22 protein-coding genes and 2 pseudogenes are annotated in these 23,855 nt (G+C 67.7%); 11 read left to right on the top strand and 13 right to left on the bottom strand.

Going from position 1 to position 23,855, the window contains the following annotated elements:
• Window positions 1–79: 79 nt before the first annotated feature.
• Window positions 80–1,084, top strand: a complete 1,005-nt coding sequence (locus A5707_RS17910) for an alpha/beta hydrolase (protein ID WP_065015790.1) — start codon at window positions 80–82, stop codon at window positions 1,082–1,084.
• A 4-nt stretch (window positions 1,085–1,088) separates the two neighbouring features.
• On the top strand, window positions 1,089–2,468 hold the full coding sequence (gene mtr, locus A5707_RS17915; protein WP_065015791.1) for a mycothione reductase: 1,380 nt from the start codon (window positions 1,089–1,091) through the stop codon (window positions 2,466–2,468).
• On the opposite strand, the gene A5707_RS17920 is transcribed toward mtr, so the two are convergent.
• Complete coding sequence (locus tag A5707_RS17920; RefSeq protein WP_065015876.1) at window positions 2,451–2,939, bottom strand: Fur family transcriptional regulator; 489 nt, start codon at window positions 2,937–2,939, stop codon at window positions 2,451–2,453. The genes mtr and A5707_RS17920 overlap by 18 nt on opposite strands.
• Window positions 2,940–3,111: 172 nt before the next feature.
• Between A5707_RS17920 and A5707_RS17925 the strand changes: the two genes are divergently transcribed.
• From A5707_RS17925 to A5707_RS24215, 6 genes and pseudogenes are all read left to right on the top strand, one after another.
• Window positions 3,112–4,209: an alkaline phosphatase family protein gene (locus A5707_RS17925; RefSeq protein WP_232000745.1), complete on the top strand. Its 1,098-nt coding sequence runs from the start codon at window positions 3,112–3,114 to the stop codon at window positions 4,207–4,209.
• Window positions 4,210–4,371: 162 nt separating this feature from the next.
• A complete protein-coding gene (locus tag A5707_RS17930) occupies window positions 4,372–5,490 on the top strand; it encodes a HoxN/HupN/NixA family nickel/cobalt transporter (RefSeq protein WP_065015793.1) in 1,119 nt (372 codons plus the stop codon).
• Between the two features lie 324 nt (window positions 5,491–5,814).
• Entirely contained in the window at window positions 5,815–6,114 is a 300-nt protein-coding gene (locus A5707_RS17935) for a PE family protein (protein ID WP_065015794.1), read from the top strand.
• A gap of 11 nt (window positions 6,115–6,125) precedes the next feature.
• A pseudogene (locus tag A5707_RS17940) lies at window positions 6,126–7,333 on the top strand (PPE family protein).
• 56 nt (window positions 7,334–7,389) lie between these two features.
• Window positions 7,390–7,788: a hypothetical protein gene (locus tag A5707_RS17945; protein ID WP_065015795.1), complete on the top strand. Its 399-nt coding sequence runs from the start codon at window positions 7,390–7,392 to the stop codon at window positions 7,786–7,788.
• Window positions 7,789–8,077: 289 nt separating this feature from the next.
• Window positions 8,078–9,228, top strand: a pseudogene (locus A5707_RS24215) (PPE family protein).
• Between the two features lie 92 nt (window positions 9,229–9,320).
• Here the strand turns inward: A5707_RS24215 and A5707_RS17955 are convergent.
• From A5707_RS17955 to map, 5 genes are all read right to left on the bottom strand, one after another.
• Window positions 9,321–10,088, bottom strand: coding sequence for a 3-oxoacyl-ACP reductase (locus tag A5707_RS17955; RefSeq protein ID WP_419866443.1), 768 nt, complete (start codon window positions 10,086–10,088; stop codon window positions 9,321–9,323).
• A gap of 8 nt (window positions 10,089–10,096) precedes the next feature.
• Window positions 10,097–10,810, bottom strand: coding sequence for a gamma-glutamyl-gamma-aminobutyrate hydrolase family protein (locus A5707_RS17960; RefSeq protein ID WP_065015797.1), 714 nt, complete (start codon window positions 10,808–10,810; stop codon window positions 10,097–10,099).
• Between the two features lie 57 nt (window positions 10,811–10,867).
• The gene (locus tag A5707_RS17965) at window positions 10,868–11,419 is read right to left on the bottom strand and encodes an alpha/beta fold hydrolase (protein WP_065015877.1); all 552 of its coding nucleotides are present in this window, start codon (window positions 11,417–11,419) and stop codon (window positions 10,868–10,870) included.
• A gap of 163 nt (window positions 11,420–11,582) precedes the next feature.
• Window positions 11,583–13,085: a cobyric acid synthase gene (locus A5707_RS17970; protein WP_065015798.1), complete on the bottom strand. Its 1,503-nt coding sequence runs from the start codon at window positions 13,083–13,085 to the stop codon at window positions 11,583–11,585.
• Window positions 13,086–13,164: 79 nt separating this feature from the next.
• Window positions 13,165–14,022 (bottom strand): type I methionyl aminopeptidase, encoded by an 858-nt coding sequence (gene map, locus A5707_RS17975; protein ID WP_065015799.1) that lies wholly within the window; start codon window positions 14,020–14,022, stop codon window positions 13,165–13,167.
• 41 nt (window positions 14,023–14,063) lie between these two features.
• Here map and A5707_RS17980 point away from each other — a divergent pair, with 41 nt between their 5' ends.
• Window positions 14,064–14,510, top strand: coding sequence for a nuclear transport factor 2 family protein (locus A5707_RS17980; protein WP_197495363.1), 447 nt, complete (start codon window positions 14,064–14,066; stop codon window positions 14,508–14,510).
• On the opposite strand, the gene A5707_RS17985 is transcribed toward A5707_RS17980, so the two are convergent.
• The 6 genes from A5707_RS17985 to dxr all read right to left on the bottom strand — a co-directional run bounded on the left by A5707_RS17985 (window position 14,507) and on the right by dxr (window position 21,528).
• Window positions 14,507–15,082: a DUF1707 SHOCT-like domain-containing protein gene (locus tag A5707_RS17985; RefSeq protein ID WP_065015801.1), complete on the bottom strand. Its 576-nt coding sequence runs from the start codon at window positions 15,080–15,082 to the stop codon at window positions 14,507–14,509. The genes A5707_RS17980 and A5707_RS17985 overlap by 4 nt on opposite strands.
• A gap of 56 nt (window positions 15,083–15,138) precedes the next feature.
• Window positions 15,139–16,950, bottom strand: coding sequence for a penicillin-binding transpeptidase domain-containing protein (locus A5707_RS17990; protein WP_065015802.1), 1,812 nt, complete (start codon window positions 16,948–16,950; stop codon window positions 15,139–15,141).
• A gap of 121 nt (window positions 16,951–17,071) precedes the next feature.
• A complete protein-coding gene (locus A5707_RS17995) occupies window positions 17,072–17,926 on the bottom strand; it encodes a GNAT family N-acetyltransferase (protein WP_065015803.1) in 855 nt (284 codons plus the stop codon).
• 40 nt (window positions 17,927–17,966) lie between these two features.
• Window positions 17,967–19,145: a flavodoxin-dependent (E)-4-hydroxy-3-methylbut-2-enyl-diphosphate synthase gene (gene ispG, locus A5707_RS18000; RefSeq protein WP_065015804.1), complete on the bottom strand. Its 1,179-nt coding sequence runs from the start codon at window positions 19,143–19,145 to the stop codon at window positions 17,967–17,969.
• Window positions 19,146–19,156: 11 nt separating this feature from the next.
• A complete protein-coding gene (locus A5707_RS18005; RefSeq protein WP_065015805.1) occupies window positions 19,157–20,362 on the bottom strand; it encodes a M50 family metallopeptidase in 1,206 nt (401 codons plus the stop codon).
• Window positions 20,359–21,528, bottom strand: a complete 1,170-nt coding sequence (gene dxr, locus A5707_RS18010) for a 1-deoxy-D-xylulose-5-phosphate reductoisomerase (protein ID WP_197495364.1) — start codon at window positions 21,526–21,528, stop codon at window positions 20,359–20,361. Before dxr ends, A5707_RS18005 begins: the two co-directional genes overlap by 4 nt.
• Before the next feature lie 121 nt (window positions 21,529–21,649).
• Between dxr and A5707_RS18015 the strand changes: the two genes are divergently transcribed.
• Window positions 21,650–22,342 (top strand): fasciclin domain-containing protein, encoded by a 693-nt coding sequence (locus A5707_RS18015; protein ID WP_065015880.1) that lies wholly within the window; start codon window positions 21,650–21,652, stop codon window positions 22,340–22,342.
• 53 nt (window positions 22,343–22,395) lie between these two features.
• The gene (locus A5707_RS18020; protein ID WP_065015879.1) at window positions 22,396–22,650 is read left to right on the top strand and encodes a DUF2631 domain-containing protein; all 255 of its coding nucleotides are present in this window, start codon (window positions 22,396–22,398) and stop codon (window positions 22,648–22,650) included.
• Window positions 22,651–22,776: 126 nt separating this feature from the next.
• Here A5707_RS18020 and rlmN read toward each other — a convergent pair whose 3' ends face one another.
• A complete protein-coding gene (gene rlmN / locus A5707_RS18025; protein ID WP_065015806.1) occupies window positions 22,777–23,853 on the bottom strand; it encodes a 23S rRNA (adenine(2503)-C(2))-methyltransferase RlmN in 1,077 nt (358 codons plus the stop codon).
• Window positions 23,854–23,855: the final 2 nt, after the last annotated feature.

Genomic DNA, 23,855 nt, shown 5'->3' on the forward strand with positions numbered 1-23,855 from the left:
CTGTACCGGTCCTCAGGCTATCCCGGCACGGCTGCGGGCCAGCCGGGTAATCGAGACCGCAGGTCTTAAGCTGGCGAACGTGACTGGCTGGCAGCGCGATGTCCTGCCCGGTTACTGGCAGCGCACGATCCCGCTGGGCGGTGATCCTGACGGCGAGGGAGACGTCGTCGCGACGCTGATCCGACGCGGCGAGGCCGCTGCCGTGCCGCACGCTGTGCTGGCCATGCACGGCTACACCGACTACTTCTTCAACACTGCGCTGGCCGATCACTTCGCCGACCGCGGCTTCGCGTTCTACGCCCTCGACCTACGTAAATGCGGACGTTCGTGGCGGCCGGGCCAAACCCCGCACTTCACCACCGACCTGAGGTGCTACGACGCCGAACTTGACCACGCCCTGGGCGTCATCCGCGAGGACACCGACGCCGCTCGGGTGCTGGTGTGCGGGCATTCCGCCGGCGGGCTCATCGTGTCGCTGTGGCTGGACCGGCTGCGCCGGCGGGGCGCCACCGTCCGCGCCGGTGTCGGTGGCCTGGTGCTCAACAGCCCCTTGCTCGACTTGCCCGGCGCCGCGGTGCTGCGCTGGGCGGTGACCTCTGCGCTGATCGCAGCCATCGCGCGGGTCAGCAAAACCCGGGTGGCCCGCGGGCCGGGCCAAGGCGGCTACGGCGCCAGCCTGCACACCAGCTATCACGGCGAGTTCGACTACGACCTGCAGTGGAAGCCGCTGGGGGGCTTCCCGATCACCTTCGGGTGGCTGCACGCGGTCCGCCGCGGACAGGCCCGGCTGCACCGCGGGCTCGACGTCGGTGTGCCCAACTTGATCCTGCGCTCAGACCACAGCGTCGCCGAAACCGCCGACCCGGCGGCTCTGCAATGCGGCGACGCGGTGCTCGACGTCAGCCACATCGCCCGGTGGGCCGGCTGCATCGGTAACCGCAGCAGCATCGTCCCGATTACCGACGCCAAACACGACGTGTTCCTGTCCATGCCGCAGCCTCGCCAGGCGGCCTACCGCCAGCTGGACAGCTGGCTCGACCACTACCTCGGCGCCGCCGAACCGGTACCGTCACAGAACGGATGACGACATGGAAACCTACGACCTCGCGATCATCGGAACCGGTTCGGGCAACAGCGTTCTCGACGAACGTTATGCCGGCAAACGAGTGGCGATCTGCGAACAGGGCGTCTTCGGTGGCACCTGCCTCAACGTAGGATGTATCCCGACCAAGATGTTCGTCTACGCCGCCGAGGTTGCCCAAACCATCCGCGGCGCAGCGCGTTACGGTGTCGACGCGCACATCGACGGTGTGCGGTGGGACGACATCGTCTCACGCATTTTCGGGCGCATCGACCCGATCGGGATCAGCGGCGAGGATTATCGGCGGGCCTCCCCCAATGTCGACGTGTATGGGCGCCACACGCGTTTCGGCCCGGTTCAGCCCGACGGGCGTTACCTGCTGCGCACCGACGACGGCGACGAGTTCACCGCCGACCAAGTGGTGATCGCCGCGGGATCGCGGCCGGTTGCGCCGCCGGCCGTGCTCGAGTGCGGCGTCGAATACCACACCAGCGACACGATCATGCGCATCGCCGAGTTGCCCGAGCACCTGGTGATCATCGGCGGCGGTTTCGTGGCAGCCGAATTCGCACACATCTTCTCCGCGCTCGGCGTCCGGATCACACTCGTGATCCGGGGCGGCACGCTGCTGCGGCACTTGGACGACACGCTGTGCGAGCGCTTCACCCGCATCGCCTCGACCAAATGGGAACTACGCACCCATCGCAACGTCGTCGACGCCAGTCGTGACCGCTCAGGCATTGTGCTCGAACTCGACGACGACTCCACGCTGAGCGCCGACGCGGTGCTGGTCGCCACCGGCCGGATACCCAATGGCGATCTGCTCGACGCGGAGCAGGCCGGGATCGACGTTGCGCACAGCCGCATTGTGGTCGACGAATTCCAACGGACCTCGGCCCGTAACGTTTTCGCGCTCGGGGATGTTTCCTCCCCGTATGAGCTCAAGCATGTGGCCAACCACGAGGCGCGCGTCGTGCAACACAATCTGCTCTGCGACTGGGATGACACCGAGGCGATGATGGCCACCGACCATCGCTACGTGCCTTCGGCGGTGTTCACCGATCCGCAGATCGCCAGTGTGGGCTTTACCGAGAATCAAGCGGTGGCAAAGGGTTTCGACGTGTCGGTCAAGGTGCAGGACTACGGCGATGTGGCCTACGGCTGGGCGATGGAGGACACCACCGGCATTGTCAAGCTCGTCGCCGAATGCGGCAGCGGGCGGCTACTGGGCGCCCACATCATGGGCCATCAAGCATCCTCGATCATTCAGCCACTGATCCAGGCAATGAGTTTCGGACTGACGGCCGATCAGATGGCTCGCGGCCAGTACTGGATTCACCCGGCGCTGCCCGAGGTGGTGGAAAACGCCCTACTCGGACTGAGCTGACCCCGTCCGGTCGCCGGACTGGCACGCCGGGCACAGGCCGTGCAAGGTCAGACCGGCGCGTTCGGACAGGCTGAACGAACTGCCTTCCATCGCATGCTCGAGCGCCGAGCTCAACTGCTGGGCGGGCACTTCGATGATCGAGCCGCACCGGGTGCACACGGCGTGATGGTGCGGATCCTCGGCCAGGCCGTAGGTGGTGACCCCGCCCTCGAGGGTCAAAGCGTGCAATACGCCCTGCTCGACCAGGGTGGTCACCGTGCGGTAAATCGTCGCCAGGTCTGGCGGCTGTTCACCGGCGGGCAGACATTCGCGTAGCCGTTGGTCGATCTCGGCTACCGACAAATGACCGTGAACCGGCTCGAGCACGGCCAACACCGCGATCCGGGACGCCATCCGCCGCAGCCCATGTGCGCGCAGCAACTCGCCGATCCGCTCGGTGACCGTCGGATCCAGGGCGGATGGCTTGGTCACTTCTTCAGTATGCGCGCACCCGATGGCCGAATCGCGCCAATGAACAGGATCGGGGGTTCCGGAAGCTGCCAGACTGAGCGTCGTGCCGAACTTGCCGCGGGGTTCCATTTGCGACGACCCGCTGCGCCCGGCTTCGCCGCGCTTGCGATCGCCGCGGGGTTCCATTTGCGACGTGCTGCCCGCCGCTGCTGCGCTGCTGTCAGCGCCGGAAGCCGTCGACGCGCTGGGGATCACCGAAACGGTCGGCGACGTGCGCCGCGTCGCGGTCATCCTCGTCGACGGGATGGGCTGGCATCTGCTGCCGGAGCTGGCGGGGAGCGCTCCGCTGCTCGCGTCGACTCTGGCCGGCGAGGTGGGACGGCTGCAGGAACTGTCGTGCACATTCCCGTCGACGACACCCACGAGCCTGGTTTCCCTGGGCACCGGGGTCCCGCCGGGCCGGCACGGTGTTTTGGGTTTCACCGTCAAGCTGCCGGGCACCGATCGAGTGCTGCACCATATCGTTTGGCGCGACAGCCCATCGCCCGCCCGGTGGCAGCCCGTTCCGACGTGGTTCGAACGGCTGGCCGCGGCGGGCATCAGCGCGCGGGCGGTGCTGCCGGCCGCATTCATCGGCAGCGGCCTCACCGAAGCGGCCTACCGCGGCGCGGACTTCCGTCCGGCGAACCCGGGCGACGACTACGCGCAGCGGGTGGCCGACGAGCTCGCGGCAAGCCCGGGCCTGGTCTACGGCTACACCGCCGCCCTCGACACCGCGGCGCATGTGTTCGGAATCGGGTCGCCGGAGTGGCACGGCGCCGCCGGTTACGTCGACGCGCTGCTCACCCGACTGGTCGAGGCGCTGCCCGCGGATGCGGCGCTGCTAGTGACGGCCGACCATGGCGGCCTGAACGTCCCCGCGGGCGCCCGAATCGATCTGGGAACCGACGCGCACCTAGCTGCCGGCGTACAGGTGGCCGCCGGCGATCCGCGGGTGCGCTACCTGCATACCGTCAACGGCGCAGCACCGGACGTCATCGCCGCATGGAGCGAGTTACTTTCCGGGCGCGCCGACGTGCGCAGCCGCGAGGATGCCGTTGCGGCAGGCATGTTCGGACCCGTGCACCGCGATCATCTGGACCGGATCGGCGATGTCGTCGTCACCTGCACCGGCGATACGGCGGTGCTGGCCACCGGCTTCGAACCGCCGGAAGTGGCACAGCTGGTCGGATTCCACGGCGCTGCGACGGCTGCCGAACTAGCGATTCCGTTGATCACCTACCGCCGTTAAGCGCGGAAGCAACTGCGCGGTTGCCACGAAATTCGACAAGCTTCCACAATATTCCACTTGCAAATGATTTGCATTATTACTGCAAATCGTCTGCATGACGCTTGCCGAAGGATTAACGTCGTCAGCGGCCGGGGTTTTCTTCTCGCGCGGAGAGGACACGACATGGCCGGCGCTGCATTCGGCCAGCAACAATCGTCGTGGTCGAGGTTGCGAAACGCCTTGACGCCAGACGAGTGGCTACGTCTGTGCGCCATGTTCGCGGTCATCCTTGCGCTGCACGTGATCGGGTGGTGCACGTTGGTGCTCGTCGTCGAGCCGGCGCACTTTTCGGTCGGCGACAAGGCGTTCGGGATCGGCATCGGCCTGACGGCCTACACCCTGGGACTGCGGCACGCCTTCGACGCCGACCACATCGCCGCGATCGACAACACCACCCGCAAGCTGATGAACGACGGGCAGCGCCCACTGGCCGTCGGCTTCTTCTTCTCGCTGGGCCACTCCTCTGTCGTGTTCGGGCTCGCGATGCTGTTGGCGCTGGGCATCAAAGCGATCGTCGGGCCCGTCCAGCAGGATTCCTCGGCGCTGCATCACTACACCGGCCTGATCGGCACCACCGTCTCGGGCGTGTTTTTGTATCTGATCGCTGCCATCAACGTGGTCATCCTGGTCGGAATCCTGCGGGTGTTCGCGCAGATGCGCCGCGGCGTCTACGACGAGGACGAACTGGAAGAACAGCTGAACAACCGCGGATTGCTCAACCGATTCCTCGGTCGCTTCACCAAATCGATTACCGCGTCCTGGCATATGTATCCGGTCGGCTTGTTGTTCGGGCTGGGTTTCGACACCGCCACCGAGGTCGCGCTGCTGGTGCTGGCCGGCACCAGCGCCGCGGCCGGCCTGCCCTGGTATGCCATCTTGTGTCTGCCGGTGCTGTTCACCGCTGGAATGTGCTTGTTGGACACCATCGATGGGTCGTTCATGAACTTCGCCTACGGCTGGGCATTTTCCAATCCGGTCCGCAAGGTGTACTACAACATCACTATCACCGGGCTGTCCGTAGCGGTTGCCCTGCTGATCGGCAGCGTCGAACTACTCGGGCTATTCGCCGATCAATTCGGCTGGGGCGGCCCGTTCTGGACTTGGGTCGGCGGCCTGAACCTCAACGCCGTGGGCTTTGTCATCGTGGGGCTGTTCGCGGCGACGTGGGTTGTGGCCCTGGCAATCTGGCGTTACGGGCGCATCGAGGAGAAGTGGACTGTGCAGGCCGAACGCGTCGGCTGAAACGCGTCGAGAAGCCGGCTTGGGTTGATATCAGGCCGCGTTCACCGCCGGGCCAGGAGCGGGTGACCACCGACCCCACGATCAGTGCAGCTTCGCCCTCACTCTGGGCTGAACTGTGATTTCCAGCTCGGGCACGACCCGAGCCCGCGACACCCGAATGACCGTTAACGTTTCGATCCGGTCCAGCCACGGTGCCGTGCGCCGAAATGCGTGCGCCGGACCATTTCTCAGGCACGTCTGCGCAAATACGGACGTGTGTTGTCTGCACGCGCCCAGGTGTGGATTTGTCCACCGGGGCGATCTGATATTCCGAAGGAGCAGTCCATGTCATTCGTCAACATCGTACCCGAAGCACTGTCTACCGCGGCGGTGAATCTGCAATCTGTCGGCTCGGTGGTGAGCGCTCAGAACGCCGCAGCGGTGGCACCGACCACTGCGCTGATTCCGGCCGCTGCCGACGAGGTATCAGCGCTGACCGCAGCACAATTCGCGGCGCACGCTCAGATGTACCAACTGGTCAGCGCGCAAGCCGCCGCCATCCACCACGCGTTCGTGACAATGCTGACGGCCAGCTCGGGATCGTATGCGACCACCGAGGCAGCTAACGTCATCACCACGAGTTGAGGAGCAGTGCAATGGATTTCGCAGCGCTACCGCCAGAAATCAATTCTGCGCGCATGTATGCCGGAGCCGGCGCCGGGCCACTGCTGGCCGCCGCCATGACGTGGGATAATCTCTCCGCTGAATTGGCTTCCGCGACGGCGGATTACGGATCGGTGGTGACCAATCTGTCTACGGGTCAATGGCGTGGTCCGGCGTCGGCCTCGATGGCCGCGGCCGCTGCTCCCTATGTGACGTGGATGGGCAGCGCCGCCGCGCAGGCTCAACTGACGGCCATTCAGGCCAAGGCTGCTGCCGGCGCTTACGAAGTCGCGTTCGCCATGACGGTGCCCCCGCCGGTGATCGCGGCCAATCGCGCCCTGTTGGCGTCGTTGGTCGCGACCAACTTCCTCGGCCAGAACACTCCGGCGATCGCGGCGACCGAGGCGCACTACGCCGAGATGTGGGCGCAGGACGCCGCGGCGATGTACGGCTATGCGGGATCGTCGGCGGCCGCGTCGGCGTTGGCGCCGTTCACCGAACCGCCGGTGACCACGACGACCGCCGGTCCGGTCCTGCAGGCTGCGGCGGTAACTCAAGCCACCGGACCGGCGACTGTCGCAGGCACTCAGACGGCGCTTTCGCAGTTGACGACCACCATCCCGCAGACGCTGCAGGGGCTCTCCTCCCCCGGGTCGTCGACGTTGGGCTCGGGTTTTCTGGGCTCGTTGTTCCCGGATGGCCTGTTTGGCTCGGAGGGCCTGGGGCTGAACGACAATTTCTGGAACACCATCTTTTCGTCCGGGTTCTACATGCCGGGAAACTACTTGGGCACTATGACCGACTTCGCTGCCATGGCGGGCCTCGGTGGGGCCGCGGAAACGGCCGAGGGGGCGGCCGCGGCTGGAGGGGCGGCTGCCGCCGAAGGTCTCGGCGGCGCATTGGCAGGTCCGGTGGGTGGGCTCGGCGGTCTCGGCGGCGTAGCGGCCGGTCTGGGTCAGGCAGGCTCGATCGGACCATTGTCGGTGCCGTCGAGTTGGACGGCCATGTCACCGATCACCTCCGGGGCCGCCGCGTTGCCGAGCATCGCCCAGGGCTCCCGCCGGGCGGTGCGACAGGCGGTCCGGGGAGCCTCCTGGGCGGTATGCCGCTGGCAGGTGCGAGCGGACACGGGCTGAATGGCTCGGCGCCCCGCTACGGATTCCGCCCGAGCGTGATGGCCCACCCGCCCGCCGCCGGGTAGCGCCGCCAGTTCGCAGCGCTGCTGCACCGTCTGCGCGCTGTTACAGTTGAGACACTGTGAAATTCAGCGTCGCGCGCCGACCTTCACCGTCGCAGCCGGCCATCGCCATTGTCGCGGTGGTCTGCGTGCTGGTCGCTGTCCTTGGATGCTGGTTGCTGCGGTTCGAGCGCGCCGTGCCAGACACTCCGCCGTCGGCCACCGCATCGAGCGCCGCCCACGGTGACCACGCGCAGCTGGAGCACGCCACTGCACCGACAAGTCATACGGCGTTCAAATCGGCCGGACTGCACCGCGATCGCCCACCGGCCCCGTTGCGGGTGATACCGGCGTCGCAGACCTCGCCGCTCTCAGCGCCGATCGTGTGGTCCTGGCCGGGCGGCACGTGCGCCCGTGCCCCCGCACCCGATCATTCCGGACAAGATCTCCTAACCCAGTTCTGCATCACGCGGCAGTGACCGGTTCGGCGCCGAGCCGTCAGCCCATGTCATGGCGGCCGATGAGCGCCGACCCACGCCACCCGCGGTGTATCAGCTTTCGACGCTGACATCGGCGTCGCATCCCGCAAATCAGCGCTGAGCCGCGCAGCGGCACGTCCGCGCAACGAACACCGCAGTGGCCGATGGGTCTTTCCCTCACAATGTCCGTTCTTTTTCAGGAGAAGTCTATGTCTTCGCTGTCGTTAGCCATCAGCAAACCAACCATTACCGCCGATCCGATCGCAGCGCTTCACGGAGGTGCATAGCGATGGACTACGGAATGCTGCCACCCGAAATCAACTCCGCCCGAATGTATTCCGGGCCCGGGCCCGGACCGATGCTGGCCGCGGCGTCGGCCTGGGACGAACTGGCCGCCGAGCTCGGCTCGGCGTCGGTCGCCTACTCTTCGGTGATCTCCGGGCTGACCGCCGCCTCATGGTCCGGCCCGTCGTCAGCGGCGATGGCGGCCGCGGCCGCACCCTACGGGGGGTGGCTGCAGGCCACCGCTGCCCAGGCCGAAGAAACCGCCAATCACGCCCGGGCGGCCGTCGGCGCCTATGAAACCGCGTTCGCGATGACGGTGCCACCGCCGCTTATTGCCGCCAACCGCGCTCAGCTGATGACGCTGCTGGCCACCAATGTCCTGGGACAAAATGCGCCGGCGATCGCCGCGACCGAGGCTCAGTACGACGCGATGTGGGCTCAGGATGCGGCCGCCATGTACGGCTACGCCGGTTCGTCAGCGGCGGCCGCGCAATTGAGGTCGTTCCGCCGCCGACCACCAGCGGTCCGGCCGACATTCGAGCCGCCGCCCAGGTTGCGGGCAGTTCGGTGGGGACCCATGCGGAAACGGTGATGTCGACAGCGCCACAGCTGATATCCAGCACGCCGCACACGCTGGCGGGACTGGCCTCGCCGTCGTCGGCGGCAACGTCGTCGTCGCTGCATTCGCTGTCGCTGCTGAGTTCACTTACCGTGCCCGCCAGACTCGCGACGTATCCCCTGACGTTTTTGATGCGAGGTCTCGGGTTCGCGAAAACCGGCACCGCGTCGGCCGTCGCCACCCCGGCGGCCGTTACCGCCGCCACCTCGGCTCTGGGCGGCTGGGCCGGTTCGGGGCCAACTGCCATCGGCTCGGCCACCACGGCACTGGGCGGCAGCGGGTCTACCGTCGCGGCGAGCCTGGGCAGGGCCGCCGCCATCGGCCCGCTGTCTGTGCCGCAGCTCTGGACGGGTCCAACGACGAGCCCGGCGGCCGCGGCATTGCCGGGCGCCGGCGTCGGGATGCCCGGGACGAGCGGACTGTCCGGCATGCCGTTGATGCCGATCACGCAGATGGCCGGGCGCTCAGCTGGCGGTGCAACGCCGCACTACGACCTGCGTCCCACCGTGATTCCGCGTTCGCCGTCAGCCGGATGAACCCAACCTTTCAGGAGACGATCTCGATGCAAGATTTCATCGCCAGCTACAGCTATGTCGCGGTCGACACCGCGAACGGCTGTTCGCGCCGACTACACCGGGGTGACGTAGGCGGCGCTGATGCCGCCGTCGACCAGAAACGCCGAGGCCGTGATGAACGACGCGTCGTCGCTGGCCAGGAATGCCGCAGCGGCGGCGATTTCGGTCGCTTCGGCGAAACGGCCCATCGGCACGTGCACCAACCGGCGCGCGGCGCGGTCAGGATCCTTGGCGAAAAGCTCCTGCAGCAGCGGAGTGTTGACCGGGCCGGGGCACAGCGCGTTGACTCGGATCCCCTGGCGGGCGAACTGCACCCCGAGCTCACGCGACATCGCCACCACGCCGCCCTTGGAGGCGGTGTAGGAGATCTGCGACGTCGCCGAGCCCATCACCGCGACGAACGAGGCGACATTGACGATCGACCCGTGTCCCGCGGGCACCATGTGCCGCAACGCCGCCCGGCAGCACAGGTAGACCGATTTCAGGTTGACGTCTTGCACCCGCTGCCATACTGGCAGCTCGGTGTTCTCGATCAGCTCGTCCTCAGGCGGTGAGATGCCGGCGTTGTTGATCGCGATGTCGACCGAGCCGTAGGTTGCCGCTGCAGTGTCGAACAGTGCGTTGACCGCGGCCTCGTCGGAAACATCCACTGGCACAAACAAACCGGCCAAGTCGTCGGCGGCCTGCGCGCCGGCCTGCTGATCGATGTCGCCGACGACGATCGTGGCCCCCTCAGCGTGCAGCCGCTGCGCGGTGGCCAGGCCGATCCCGCCGGCGGCGCCGGTAACCACGGCGATTTTGCCGGCCAGCCGCTTGCTCATCGGCGCGTTCATCTGTTCACGCTCGCATACGCGCGCGCCGCGTCGACAATCGCGGTGAACAGCTGCAGATCATCCAGGCTTTCCTCGGGATGCCACTGCACGGCGACGACGAAATCATCGCCGGGTAACTCCAGCGCCTCGATCACGCCGTCGACGTCCCACGCGCTGACGATCAGTCCTTCGCCGACGTCGGCGATGGCCTGGTGGTGATAACAGCGCACGTCGGCCGACTCGCCCAGCAAGCCCGCCAGCCGGGTGCCCGCCACGGTGCGGACCGTCAGCGTGCTGAACACGGCGTTGCCGGCCCGATGGCCGCTGTGGCCGATGACGTCGGGCAGGTGCTGATGCAGCGTTCCGCCGAGCGCGACGTTGAGCACCTGCGCGCCCCGGCAGATACCCAGCACCGGCAGCGCACGCCGCAGCGCTCCACGCAGCAAGGTGAACTCCCAGGCGTCGCGTTCCCGGCCGGGCTCGTCGGTGGACGGATGCGGGTGTTGGCCGTACGCGGCGGGGTCGACGTCCTTGCCGCCGGTGATCACCAGGCCGTCGAGACCGTCGAGCACCCGCTCGGCGATGTCGGCGTCCACCGGCTGGGGCGGCAGCAACATCGCCACGCCGCCGGCTCGGGTGACGCCCTGGAAGTAGGCGGCCGGCAAAAAACTGGCCGGAACGTCCCAAATGCCGGTCTGGGCTTGATCCAGATACGTGGTCATGCCGATCATCGGAGGTCGCGACCTTTGCACGACACCACCGTAGGCCGACGCCGCGGCCCCGGCCGATCACCAGGTGCTGGTGCGCAAGACGATCTCGGCGGCCAGCTGCGCAACGGAATCCTGCGCATTGCGGCGACCCAGCAGCTCCACCACGCGGTAATCGCCGTAGACGAACCGCTGGCTGGCGCGGGCCACCGCCTGCGCGGCGGGCGTGCTGACCAGCGCGGTGGTGTTGATTTCCACCGGCGGACAGTCGCGGTCCCGGACGACCCCGGCGAGGTCGGGTGCCCGCGGATGCCCGCGATCGATGACGACAAGACCGGTGAAGCGGTCCAGTCTGGTCGCCGCAAGCTCCCAAGCCAGTTCGCCGCCAATGCGATCGCCCACCAACACACCCCAGTCGATATCGAGCACATCGAGAATGCCGACCACGGACTTGGCGGTCAGCCGTTGGTCGGGGCCGATGACCAGTGTCCGCAGCGACGCGGTGTGCAGGCGTTCACAGAGCGGGTCGTAGGCGGCCAGTGGCCGCTGCGCCGCGCCGAGCACCACAACGACCGAGCCCCGTTCCGGGCCCGCAATATTGACCTCGATCGGGAATCCGTCGATGGTGGTCATCATCGTCGAGGGCACTTTCGCAAGCTACAGCCATTGCCCGCCGTGCGTGGCGTTTCTGCACTGTCTCTCAGATGGATATCAGGTGAACTGATGTCTAATAGATTCCAACCACGGTCGCCGCGCCAGGAGAACGCTTGCGCTAGCGCAGTTTTGACGATGGCCGCTAATCACGCAGGCCCGCAACGATCCTCGGGCGCGGCGGCGGACCGGTGTCGAGCAGAGCGATGATTGCATCGAGGTCGACGTTGACGTCCAACAAGTCGGCCATCAGGTCCAGCTGACCGTCGCGGCGCGCCGTCACATCCACATCGTCAGCCACAACGAAACCATCCCGGCGGGCGGCGGCGGCCGCCGCGGTCAACCACTTTCGCCGAAATTCGTCGTTGTCGAACAGGCCGTGCCAGTGGGTGCCGTACACATGGTCGCGTCGGTAACCTTGCGGTGTTCCGTCCGCGTCGAACCAGTCCGCTTCGGTGCAGCGAACCACCCGGCCGTGGTGGATCTCGTAGCCGCTCAGCGCGCCCTGCCACCGGCGCAACACCTTGTCGGCGTCGAACACGATGTCGGCGTCGAGCAGGCCCAGCCCGTCGACGCGACCGGACCGGCTTTCCACCCGATCGTCGATCGAGCGGCACAGCATTTGGAAACCGCCGCAGATGCCCAGCACCGGCCGGCCGGATTCCGCATGCGCTGCGACGGCCCGGTCCAGCCCGCGAGTGCGTAGCCAGCGCAAATCGTCCACGGTGGCTTTGCTGCCCGGCACCACGATCACGTCAACGTCGCTCAGGTCGGCAGGTTCGCTGACCCAGCGCACCACCACTCCCGGCTCGCAGCCCAGCGCTTCGACGTCGGTGGAGTTGGAGATCCGCGGCAGCCGCAGCGCGCCGATCCGAAGCCGGTCCCGCCCGCGCGGCGGTTGCGGTAAGCCCATCACCCGGTGATCCATCACCGAGACGGAGTCTTCCGAGTCCATCCAGAGTTCGTCGGCGTAGGGCAGCACGCCGTAGGTCGGACGCCCGGTGAGGTCGGCCAGTTGCCGCAGACCGGGTTCCAGCAGCGTGAGGTCGCCGCGGAACTTATTGACGATGAACCCGGCGATCAGTGCCTGGTCCGGCGCATCGAGTATGGCGACGGTGCCGAACAAGTGGGCCAGCAACCCGCCGCGATCGATGTCGCCGACCAGGATCACCGGCAGGTGCGCGGCCCGGGCCAACCCCAGGTTGACCAGATCGTTTTCGCGCAGGTTGATTTCCGCGGGCGATCCGGCGCCCTCGCAGATCACTGCGTCGAATTCGGCGCGCAGGCTTGCCAATTCGTCGGCCACCACAGCGGCCAACTCATTGCGCTGGGTCCAGTAGTCGCTGCCGCTGACCGAGCCGGCGACCTGACCGCGCACCACCAGCTGTGAACTGCGGTCGCTGCCGGGCTTGAGCAGGATGGGGTTGAACCGGACGCTGGGCGGCAAGCCTGCGGCGCGGGCCTGCACGGCCTGCGCCCGACCGATCTCGCCGTTTTCGACGGTGACCGCGGAGTTGTTGGACATGTTCTGCGCCTTGAACGGCGCCACCCGGATGCCCTTGCGGGCCAACAGCCGGCACAGCCCGGCCACCACCACCGATTTCCCGGCGTCGGAGCTGGTGCCCGCGACCAGCAGCGCCCCACTCACGTGGCCGGCGGCGACTGTGCGGTGTCATCCGCGACACGCCGTGTAGGGCGTATCAAACCGCACACTCGCGGCAGAAACGTCACGGCAGCGTCAGGATTTCGGCGCCGGCGTCGGTGACCAGCAGGGTGTGCTCGAACTGCGCGGTCCACTTGCGGTCTTTGGTGACCACCGTCCAGCCGTCGTCCCAGATTTCGTAGTCGAGGGCGCCGAGGTTGATCATCGGCTCGATGGTGAACGTCATCCCCGGCTCGAGGATCGTGGTGACCGCCGGCTGGTCGTAGTGCAGCACCACCAGGCCGTTGTGAAAGGTGGTGCCGATACCGTGGCCGGTGAAATCGCGAACCACGTTGTAGCCGAACCGGTTTGCATACGATTCGATGACGCGCCCCACCACGGACAATGCCCGGCCCGGTTTGACGGCTTTGATCGCGCGCATCGTGGCCTCGTGGGTGCGCTCGACGAGCAGTCGGTGCTCTTCGGAGACGTCGCCGGCCAGAAACGTGGCGTTGGTGTCGCCGTGCACGCCGTCGATGTAGGCGGTGACGTCGATGTTGACGATGTCGCCGTCCTCGATCACCGTCGAGTCGGGGATACCGTGGCAGATCACCTCATTCAGCGACGTGCAGCACGACTTGGGGAAACCCTTGTAGCCCAGGGTCGACGGATAGGCGCCGTGGTCGACCATGTAGTCGTGCGCGACCCGGTCCAGCTTGTCAGTGGTCACGCCGGGCGCAACGGCCTTGCCGGCCTCGGCCAGCGCGCCGGCCGCGATCCGGCCCGCAATGCGCATCTTCTCGATGACCTCGGGAGTTTGCACCCAGGGTTCGCTGCCCTCGCGCGCGGTGGCTTTACCGACGTATTCGGGGCGAGTAACCGACGGCGGCACCGGCAGCGTCGGAGACAGCACGCCAGGGGAAAGTGCGGTGCGAACAGGCATGTCGCCAGGGTAGTCGGCGGATGGCGTTACATTGCACGACCATGACCATCGACGACGTTGACGCAGAGTTCACCGCACAGTTCGCCCAGCGGTTCGCCGACACCTGGCGCACCCCGGACCTGGCCAAACACGAGGCCTTGTGGAGCGACGACATCGTGCTGGTCCAGCCGATGATGGGCACCCTGCGCGGCAAGCGGGCCTGCCGGTCGGCGTTCCAGCGGCTGTTCGCGCTGATCCCCGACCTGCACGCCGACGTACACACCATCGGCCACGGCCAAGCCGAGGTGTTCATCGAATTCACGTTGAGCGGAACCTACGGCGGCAAGCCGATCGCGTGGGGCGCCGTCGATCGCTTCGCATTCACCGACGGACTGATCGCCGAGCGAGTTTCCTACTTCAACGCGGTTCCGCTGGTACTCACGCTGATCCGCCGGCCGCGCGGATGGGGCCGGCTGACGCGCGCCGGCGCGACGCTTTTCCGGCGTTAGCGCCGGCGCAGCAAGGACCGGCGCGGTCCCTTGATGACCACCGAGCCGCAGACCACGCGGCCGGTCAACACCACATGAGGTGTCCCTTCGGCGGGCGCGGTCTTGCGGCGGTCGCTGGCGCTACCGGCGTACACCTCGACGTCGTCGATCGAGGCGCTGGCGCCCTCGGGCAACCGGATTTCGACCGATCCGAATTTCATGTCGAGTTCGATGACCACGACCGGGCCGGCGAAGCGGGCGTGCACGAGGTCCAACTCGCAGGAGCCCACCCGGCGCACCAACGCCAGCCGGGTCGGCACCATCCATTCGCCGTGCCGCTTGAGCGAGCCGAGCCAGCCGCGGAGTTCGACCCGGTCGGCTGCCGAGGTAACGATCGCGCCGGGCCCGGGCAGGTCGCTGACCAGGCTGTCCAGCTCGGTGCGGGTCCGGGCGTAGGACACCTGCGACGAGCGTTCCTCGAATTCGCCGATGTCGATCAGCCCCAGCGCGACCGCGTTGTGCAGCCGACGCAGCGTGCCGTTGCGGTCGGCATCCGATACCCGCAGTTCGGTCAGTTCGTCAGGCCGGGTCATAGCTGTTTCAATGTACCGCCGCCGATGCTGCCGCGGACCGCTCCGCCGGCCGGCCGTCAAGCCAGGTAGTCGCCCGGCAGCTGGCCCAGCATGAACTTGGTCATCCGGACCGCGTACTCCGAGCTGCCGCCCCCGACGATCAGCGCCGCAAATGCCATATCACCGCGATACCCGGCGAACCAGGAATGCGATCCGCCCGGGAATTCGGCCTCCCCCGTCTTCCCGAACACCGCGCCGCAGTCGGAGATGTCGGTCGCGGTGCCGTTGGTCACCACCAGCCGCATCATCGGCCGCAGGCCGTCGAGCATCTTGGGGCTCACCGGCGCGTTCTCGCCGGCCACCGTCGTGTCCCGCCCCTCGATGAGCCGCGGCACCGGCGTCTTCCCGGCGGCCACCGTCGCGGCGACCAACGCCATGCCGAACGGGCTGGCCAGCACCTTGCCCTGGCCGAAGCCGTCTTCGGTGCGCTCGGCCAGATCCACCGTCGGGGGCACCGAACCGGTCACCGTGGTGATCCCGTCCACCTGATAGTCCAGGCCGACGCCGTACTTGGCGGCCGCTTGTGTCAAGGCTCGAGGCGGCATCCGGCTGGCCAGCTCGGCGAACGTGGTGTTGCAGGAACTGGCGAAGGCCCGCGACATCGGCACCACACCCAAATCGAATCCGCCGTAGTTGGGCACGGTGCGGTGCCCGATGTCGATCGTGCCCGGACAGCCCAGCAGCGTGTTGGGGCTGGCCATGTCGCGTTCGATCGCCGCGCCTGCGGTGACCATCTTGAACGTCGACCCGGGCGGATACAGGCCGCTGGTGGCGATCGGGCCGTCGGCGTCGGCGGCGGCGTTCTGGGCAACCGCCAAGATCTCGCCGGTCGAGGGCTTGATCACCACGATCATCGCCTGACGGGTTTGGTTGTCGACGGCATGCTGGGCTGCGTTCTGCACGGAGCGGTCCAGGCTGATCGAGATCGACGGCGCCGGTGAGGGTTCGACCTCGTGCAGCACCGCGACGTCCACGCCGTTCTGGTTGACGCTGACCACCCGCCAGCCGGGCTGGCCGTCGAGTTGGCCGACCACGGCCTGCTTCACCTGGCTGATCAGCGCCGGCGCGAAGTGCTCGTCGGTCGGCAGCAGCTCGGCCTGGGGGGTGATCACCACCCCGGGCAGGTTTCCGATCGCCGGAGCGACGGCGTTGTTGTCGTCGGCGCGCAGCGTGATCAGGTCCAGCGGCGTGGCCGACGAGCTGGCTTGTTCGGCGAGTAGCTGCGGGTCGTTCAGCGCGTCGTCAAAGGGGTGCAGGGCGTCGACGACCGCCCGAGAGGTCTGAATGAGTTGCGCGCCGGCCCGGCCGGCGTCCAGCGTGTAGCGGTAGAGATAGCCGGGCACCAGCACGTCGGTACCGCCGAGTTCGTTGACGCCGGCACGTCGCGGCGGGTCGGCCCGCAGCGCGAACGTCTGATGCTCACCGAGCCGCGGGTGCAGCCCGGTGGTGGTCCACCGGACCAGCCAGCGGCCCTCGTCGCGGGCCATCTTCAGTTGACCGTCGTAGGTCCAGGCCCGGTTTTTCGGTAGCTGCCAGGTGAATCGGTAGGCCACCGTGCCGGTGTCCTCGGTGTAGCGCGTGCCCAGGATCTGGGTGTCCAGGTGGGTGGCCTGCAAGCCGGCCCAGGCCGCATTGAGCGCCTCGCGGGCATCGCTCGGGTCATCGCTGAGCTCGGCGGCGGCCGCGGTGTCGCCGGTGGACAAGGCGGCGAAGAATCGCTCGGCGGCTGGACCCGGGCCGTCGGGGCGCGGCGTGCAGGCGGGCAGGGCGGTGATCGCGAGCAGCAGCAGGCACGCGGCATGCGATGCAAATGTGGTTTTTGTTGCCATTGAGGCAAATGTTATGAAACTGAGTCCGTGGACGGTCGGAGGCGCACCGAGGCCAATCCGTGACCGCCGCCGAGCGTCACGCCAGCGTGGCGGCGGAAGCCAACGGGGCCGCAGGAAGGAGTCAGTCCAGCAGGATGGTCGCGAAGGCGCCGACTTCGGTGAAGCCGACGCGGCTGTAGGCAGCGCGGGCCACCGTATTGAAGTTGTTGACGTACAGGCTGGCGATTCGCCCGGTGCCGACGATCACCGCCGCCAGCGTCGCGGTGCCGGCTGTCCCCAACCCCCGACCGCGCCGATCGGGATGCACCCACACCCCTTGAATCTGGCCGACATGCGGTGACTGCGACCCGACTTCGGCCTTGAAGACAACCTCGCCGTGCTCGAAGCGGGCCCACGCGCGGCCCTGGCTGATCAGGCTGGCCACCCGGCGGCGATAGCCGCGACCGCCGTCGCCCAGCCGCGGGTCGACCCCGACCTCGCCGATGAACATGTCGATGGCCGCCGCCAGGTACGCGTCGAGCTCGGGAAGCTTCACCTGACGCACGCCGGGGTCGATCGCGCAGGCCGGCATCGCGTTCAACGCCATCAACGGCTGATGGGCACGCACGTCGCGGGCCGGACCCCAAACCGGCTCGAGCCGCTGCCACATCGGCATCACCAATTCGGCCCGGCCCACCAGCGACGAGCATCGTCGCGAACCGCCCATCGCCTCGTCGGCAAACGCCGCCAAGTCGGCAGGGCCGCCCCGCAACGGGATCAGATTGGGGCCGGCGTAGCACAGCGACTCGTCGGCGCCCCGTCGAGTCCACAGTTCGCCGCCGATCGCACTCGGCTCGATGCCGTGGTCGGCGACGCGCGCGGCGACCATGCACGACCCGACGGGGTCGTGGTCGAGGACGCGGCGCACCGCGGCGGCATCCCGCACCACCGACACCCGCCGCTCGTCGACCAAGCGATGGATGGGCGGAGCCGACATACTGACTCTTTCTGCGATCAGGTAGCCCGAACGGGCCCCCTCAGCTTACGGTCACAACCGGGGAACCGCTCGCAGTTGCGTCCGGACCCGACGGCGCGCCGCCTTCGGCGGCCAGTCGCATGGCCTCTTCGATCAGCGTCTCGACGATCTGCGCTTCGGGCACGGTCTTGATCACTTCGCCACGAACGAAGATCTGGCCCTTGCCGTTACCCGATGCCACACCCAGGTCGGCCTCGCGGGCCTCCCCCGGGCCGTTGACGACGCAGCCCATGACGGCCACCCGCAGCGGCACGTCGAGCCCGTCGAGCCCGGCGCTGACCTCGTTGGCCAAGGTGTAGACGTCGACCTGCGCGCGCCCGCAGGACGGGCACGACACGATCTCCAGCGAGCGCGGCCGCAGATTGAGCGACTCCAGGATCTGGTTGCCGACCTTGACCTCTTCGACCGGTGGCGCCGACAGTGACACCCGAATGGTGTCGCCGATGCCCTGGGAGAGCAGCGCGCCGAATGCGACCGCGGATTTGATGGTGCCCTGGAACGCCGGGCCGGCCTCGGTGACGCCGAGGTGCAACGGGTAGTCGCATTGGGCGGCCAGCTGTTCGTAGGCCCGCACCATCACGACGGGGTCGTTGTGCTTGACGCTGATCTTGATGTCGCCGAAGCCGTGCTCCTCGAACAGCGACGCCTCCCACAGCGCCGATTCCACCAGCGCCTCCGGGGTGGCCTTGCCGTACTTGTCCATGAACCGCTTGTCCAGCGAGCCCGCGTTGACGCCGATGCGGATCGGGATCCCGGCGTTGCCGGCGGCGTTGGCGACCTCGGCGACCCGGCCGTCGAATTCCTTGATGTTGCCGGGATTAACCCGCACCGCCGCACAACCGGCGTCGATCGCGGCGAAGATGTACTTGGGCTGGAAGTGGATGTCGGCGATCACCGGAATCTGGCTGTGCCGGGCGATCTCGGCGAGCGCGTCGGCATCCTCCTGGCGCGGACAGGCCACCCGAACGATGTCGCAGCCGGCGGTGGTCAGCTCGGCGATCTGCTGCAACGTGGCGTTGACGTCATGGGTTTTCGTCGTGGTCATCGACTGCACGGCGATCGGATGATCGCTGCCGATGCCGACGTCGCCCACCTTGAGCTGACGGGTCTTGCGCCGCGGCGCCAACGTGGGTGCCGGCGGTGCCGGCATCCCCAGTCCAATGTTTTGGCCGGTGGCCATCGGTGAATCTCCTACTGGAACAACCTGATCGGGTTGACCAGGTCGGCGGTCACGGTCAGCAGCATGTAGCCGACCACCACCACCAAGATGACATAGGTGGCGGGCATGAGCTTGAGGTAATTGACCGGCGCCGCGGGCAGGATGCCGCGCGCCGAGCGGACCATGTTGCGCAGCTTCTCGAACACCGCTATCGCGACGTGCCCGCCGTCGAACGGCAGCAGCGGCACCAGGTTGATGGCACCCAGCACGAAGTTGAACTGCGCCAGGAAGAACCAGAACGCCACCCACAACCCATGGTCGACGGTGTCGCCGCCGATGATCGATGCCCCGACCACGCTGATCGGCGTCTCTGGGTCCCGCTCACCGCCGCCGATCGAGTGCACCAACGCCCCGACTTTGGTCGGGATCTTGGCCAGCGACTTGCCCAGCTCGACGGCCAGATCACCGGTGAAGGTGACGGTGCCCGGGATGGCCGTCAGCGCGTTGTAGTGCGTCGGCCCGAATTGGGCGGCGCTGATGCCGATGGCGCCCACCGGGCTGGGCTTGTCGTCGCCGGGCTTGGCGAACCGCTGGGTCCGGGTGACGTCGACCATGAGCGTGAACTTGGTGCCGTCCCGCTCGATGACGAACGCAGTGGGGCCGGTGAGTTTCTGCACCGCGTCGACGAGCTCGCCGAAGCTGTGCACGTCGGTGGCGCCCACCTTGGTGATCACGTCACCGGATTTGATTCCGGCGATCGCCGCCGGTCCGGGGCCGGTGCACTTGCCCAGCTCTCCTTTAGTGAGTTCCGGTGCGACGCAGGCGGTTTCACCGACAACGGCACGGTCGTCGGGATGCAGGTTCGGCAGCCCCCAGGCGACGGCGATGCCATAGATCAACACCAGGCCGATCAGGAAGTTCATCCCGGGACCGGCCAACAACACCGCGGTGCGCTTCCAGGTCTTCTGCTTGTACATGGCGCGGTCATGCTCGTCGGGCAGCAGCTCTTCCACCGAGGTCATCCCGGCGATGTCGCAGAACCCACCCGCCGGGATGGCCTTGATGCCGTATTCGGTCTCGCCGCGCCGCGTCGACCACAACGTCGTACCGAAGCCGACGAAGTAGCGGCGCACCTTCATCCCGGTGGCGCGCGCCACCCACATGTGCCCGCATTCGTGCAGCGCCACCGAGATCAGGATGGCGAGCGCGAACAGCACGATGCCGACAGCGAACATCATCGGGTGCCCAGGACCTCCTGTGTGGATCGCTCAATCCCGCGTCGGGCCTCCTCGCGGGCCCAGCGTTGCGCGTCGAGTACGTCATCCACGGTAGCGGGTAATGCGGCCCATTGGCCTGCGGCGTGCAACACGTCGGCGATTGTGCGCACGATCGCCGGAAAACCGATCCGGCCGGCCAGGAAGGCGCCCGCCGCTTCTTCGTTGGCGGCGTTGTAGACCGCCGTCATGCAGCCCCCAGCTTGGCCGGCCCGCCGGGCGAGCTCGACGGCGGGAAACACCTGGTTGTCCAGCGGCTCGAAGTCCCAGCTCGACGCGGTGGAGAAGTCGCAGGCCGCGGCCACGCCGGCCACCCGCTCCGGCCAGTTGAGCGCCAGCGCGATCGGCAGCTTCATATCCGGTGGGCTGGCCTGCGCGATCGTCGAGCCGTCGGTGAAGGTGACCATCGAATGCACGATCGATTGCGGGTGCACGACCACGTCGATGTGGTCGTAGGGCACCCCGAACAGCAGGTGGGTTTCGATGAGCTCCAGCCCCTTGTTCACCAGCGACGCCGAGTTCAGCGTGTTCATCGGCCCCATCGACCAGGTGGGATGCGCGCCGGCCTGCTCGGGCGTGACGTGCTCGAGGTCGGCGGCCGACCAGCCGCGGAAGGGCCCGCCGGAAGCGGTGAGCACGAGTTTGGCGACCTCGTCGGGGGTGCCGCCGCGCAGGCACTGGGCCAGCGCGGAGTGCTCGGAGTCGACGGGCACGATCTGGCCCGGTTGCGCCGCCTGCAGCACCAGCGGCCCGCCGGCGATCAGCGATTCCTTGTTGGCCAGCGCCAGCCGGGCACCGGAATCCAGCGCCGCCAGCGTGGGCCGCAATCCCAGCGCTCCCACCAGCGCGTTGAGCACGACGTCGGCCTCGGTGTCCTCGACCAACCGGGTGGCCGCCTCCGGCCCGCAATAGCTGACCTCACCGAGGGTCTGGGCGGCGCGCTCGTCGGCGACGGCGATCTTGGTGACCCCGGTCTCGGCGCGCTGCCGGGCAAGCAGCTGCGGATTGGCGCCGCCGGCGGCCAGCCCGACCAATTCGAAACGATCCGGGTTGGCCGCGATGACATCCAGCGCCTGGGTACCGATGGAGCCGGTACTGCCCAGCACCAGAACCTTGCGGCGGCTCGTCACCCACTTATTGTGCCGCGCGGTCGGCGAGTTCCCACGTCTGGACGCCAACACCGTTTAACTCGAGGCCAAAGCGGGAAGGGCGACGAACACCGAATGGCCACACAAACGGGAGATGGCAGCCATGGACGCTATGCAGCACAAAGCACTTGCCGCGGCCGGTTTCGCGGCGATCGCAGTGATGGGACTGTCGGGCTGTACCACGACCGAAGTCCACCAGCCGGCGCAGTCCGGACCGGCCACCGTGACCACGACCGTGCTCATCACCACCTCGGCGCCCACGACGACCGGAAGCCCGACTCCGGCCGGCAATCCGGTCGGTCCCGGCTGCGCCGAATACGAGCAGCAGGTGCCCACCGGGCCCGGTTCGGTTTCCGGGATGAGCAAGGATCCGGTGGCCGTGGCCGCGTCGAACAACCCGCAGCTCACCACCTTGACCCAAGCGGTCTCCGGCAAACTCAACCCGCAGGTCAACCTGGTGGACACCCTCAACAAGGGCGAGTACACGTTGTTCGCCCCGACCGACAAGGCGTTCGAGAAACTCGACGCTGCGACCATGGACCGGCTCAAGACCGACGCGGCGTTTTTGAACGGCATCCTGACCTATCACCTGGTCAACGGGCAGCTGACGCCGGCACAGGCCGACGGCGTACATCAGACGCTGGACAACAACGCGACGCTGACTGTCACGGGCACCAGCGACAACCTCAAGGTCAACGACGCAGGCGTGACCTGTGGAGGTATCAGCACAGCAAATGCGCAGGTCTACATGATCGACACGGTGCTCATGCCTCCGCCGCCCCCGCCCACGCCCTGACTCGGGTATGCCAGAATGTCGGGGCACTGGCAATCCCAACCGGAGGTGACGTGGTGGTCAGTACTGAGGTGGAGCGCAACGCCGGGGTGTACACCGCCGATGTGCCGTCCGCAGCCTGGGGCTGGAGCAAGATCAACAACCGCACCTGGCACGTCGTCGGGTTGTGCATCGTCGGCTTCCTGCTGCTGATGCTGCGGGGCAATCACGTCGGCCATATCGAAGACTGGTTTCTGATCAGCTTCGCGGCCCTGGTGTTGTTCGCCGTCGTACGCGACTGGTGGGGCCGCCGCCGCGGCTGGCTGCGGTAGCGGCCGCTTAGCCGTCGGCGGCGAGCCGTTTCGCTTTTGGCGCCGAGCGTGAAGCTGGGTTCACGTTGGCGGTCGAGCGTGAACCCAGCTTCACGTTCGACGGGCGACCAGGCACGCTCTACCCGCTTAGCCGTCGGCGGCCAACTGACCGCAGGCGGCGGCGATCTCGCGGCCGCGGGTATCGCGTACGGTGCACGACACACCCTGGCCGCGGACCCGCCGGACGAATTCGCGTTCGGCCGCTTTCGGGCTGGCGTCCCACTCGCTCCCGGGTGTCGGGTTGAGCGGAATGACGTTCACGTGTGCCAGCGGTCCGAGCGCGCGGTGCAGCAGCTTGCCCAACAGGTCGGCCCGCCATGGCTGATCGTTGACGTCGCGGATCAGCGCATATTCGATCGAGACCCGTCGACCGGTCACGTCGGCGTAGTAGCGGGCGGCGTCCAGCGCCTCCCCGACCTTCCACCGGTTGTTGACCGGCACCAGCGTGTCGCGCAACTCGTCGTCGGGCGCGTGCAGCGACAGCGCCAGCGTCACCCCGAGCCGCTCGTCGGCCAGCTTGCGGATAGCCGGGGCCAAGCCGACCGTCGACACCGTCACCGAGCGGGCCGAGATTCCGAAGCCGGCGGTGATGGCGCGCACCGCGGCAACCACCCGCGCGTAGTTGGCCAGCGGCTCGCCCATGCCCATGAACACGACGTTGGACAACCGGTCGCCCCAGTCGTCGCGCAGTGCGACGGCCGCGGCCCGCACCTGCTCGAGGATCTCGGCGGTCGACAGGTTCCGCTTCAGCCCGCCCTGCCCGGTCGCGCAGAACGGACACGCCATGCCGCAGCCGGCCTGCGACGAGATGCACACGGTGTTGCGCTGCGGGTAGCGCATCAGCACCGATTCGAATGTGGTGCCGTCGATGGCACGCCAGAGCGTCTTGCGTGTCTGGCCGTCGTCGCAGGCGACATCACGGGCCGGGGTCAGCAGCGTGGGAAACAGCGCCTCGGCGATCCGGTCGCGGGCCGCGGCCGGCAAATCGCTCATCTGCCGCGGGTCGGCGCTCAACCGGGCGTAGTACTGGTGTGCAAGCTGTTTGGCCCGAAAAGCCGGCAGCCCCAGCTCCGCGACGGCCGCGGCGCGGCCCGCCTCGTCGAGGTCGGCCAGATGCCGCGGCGGCAGTGCGCCGCGCGACGCGAACACCAGTTGTCGCACCATGA

Origin of the sequence: Mycobacterium kyorinense (genome assembly GCF_001672775.1) — a bacterium.
In the GTDB taxonomy this organism is placed as follows: domain Bacteria; phylum Actinomycetota; class Actinomycetes; order Mycobacteriales; family Mycobacteriaceae; genus Mycobacterium; species Mycobacterium kyorinense_A.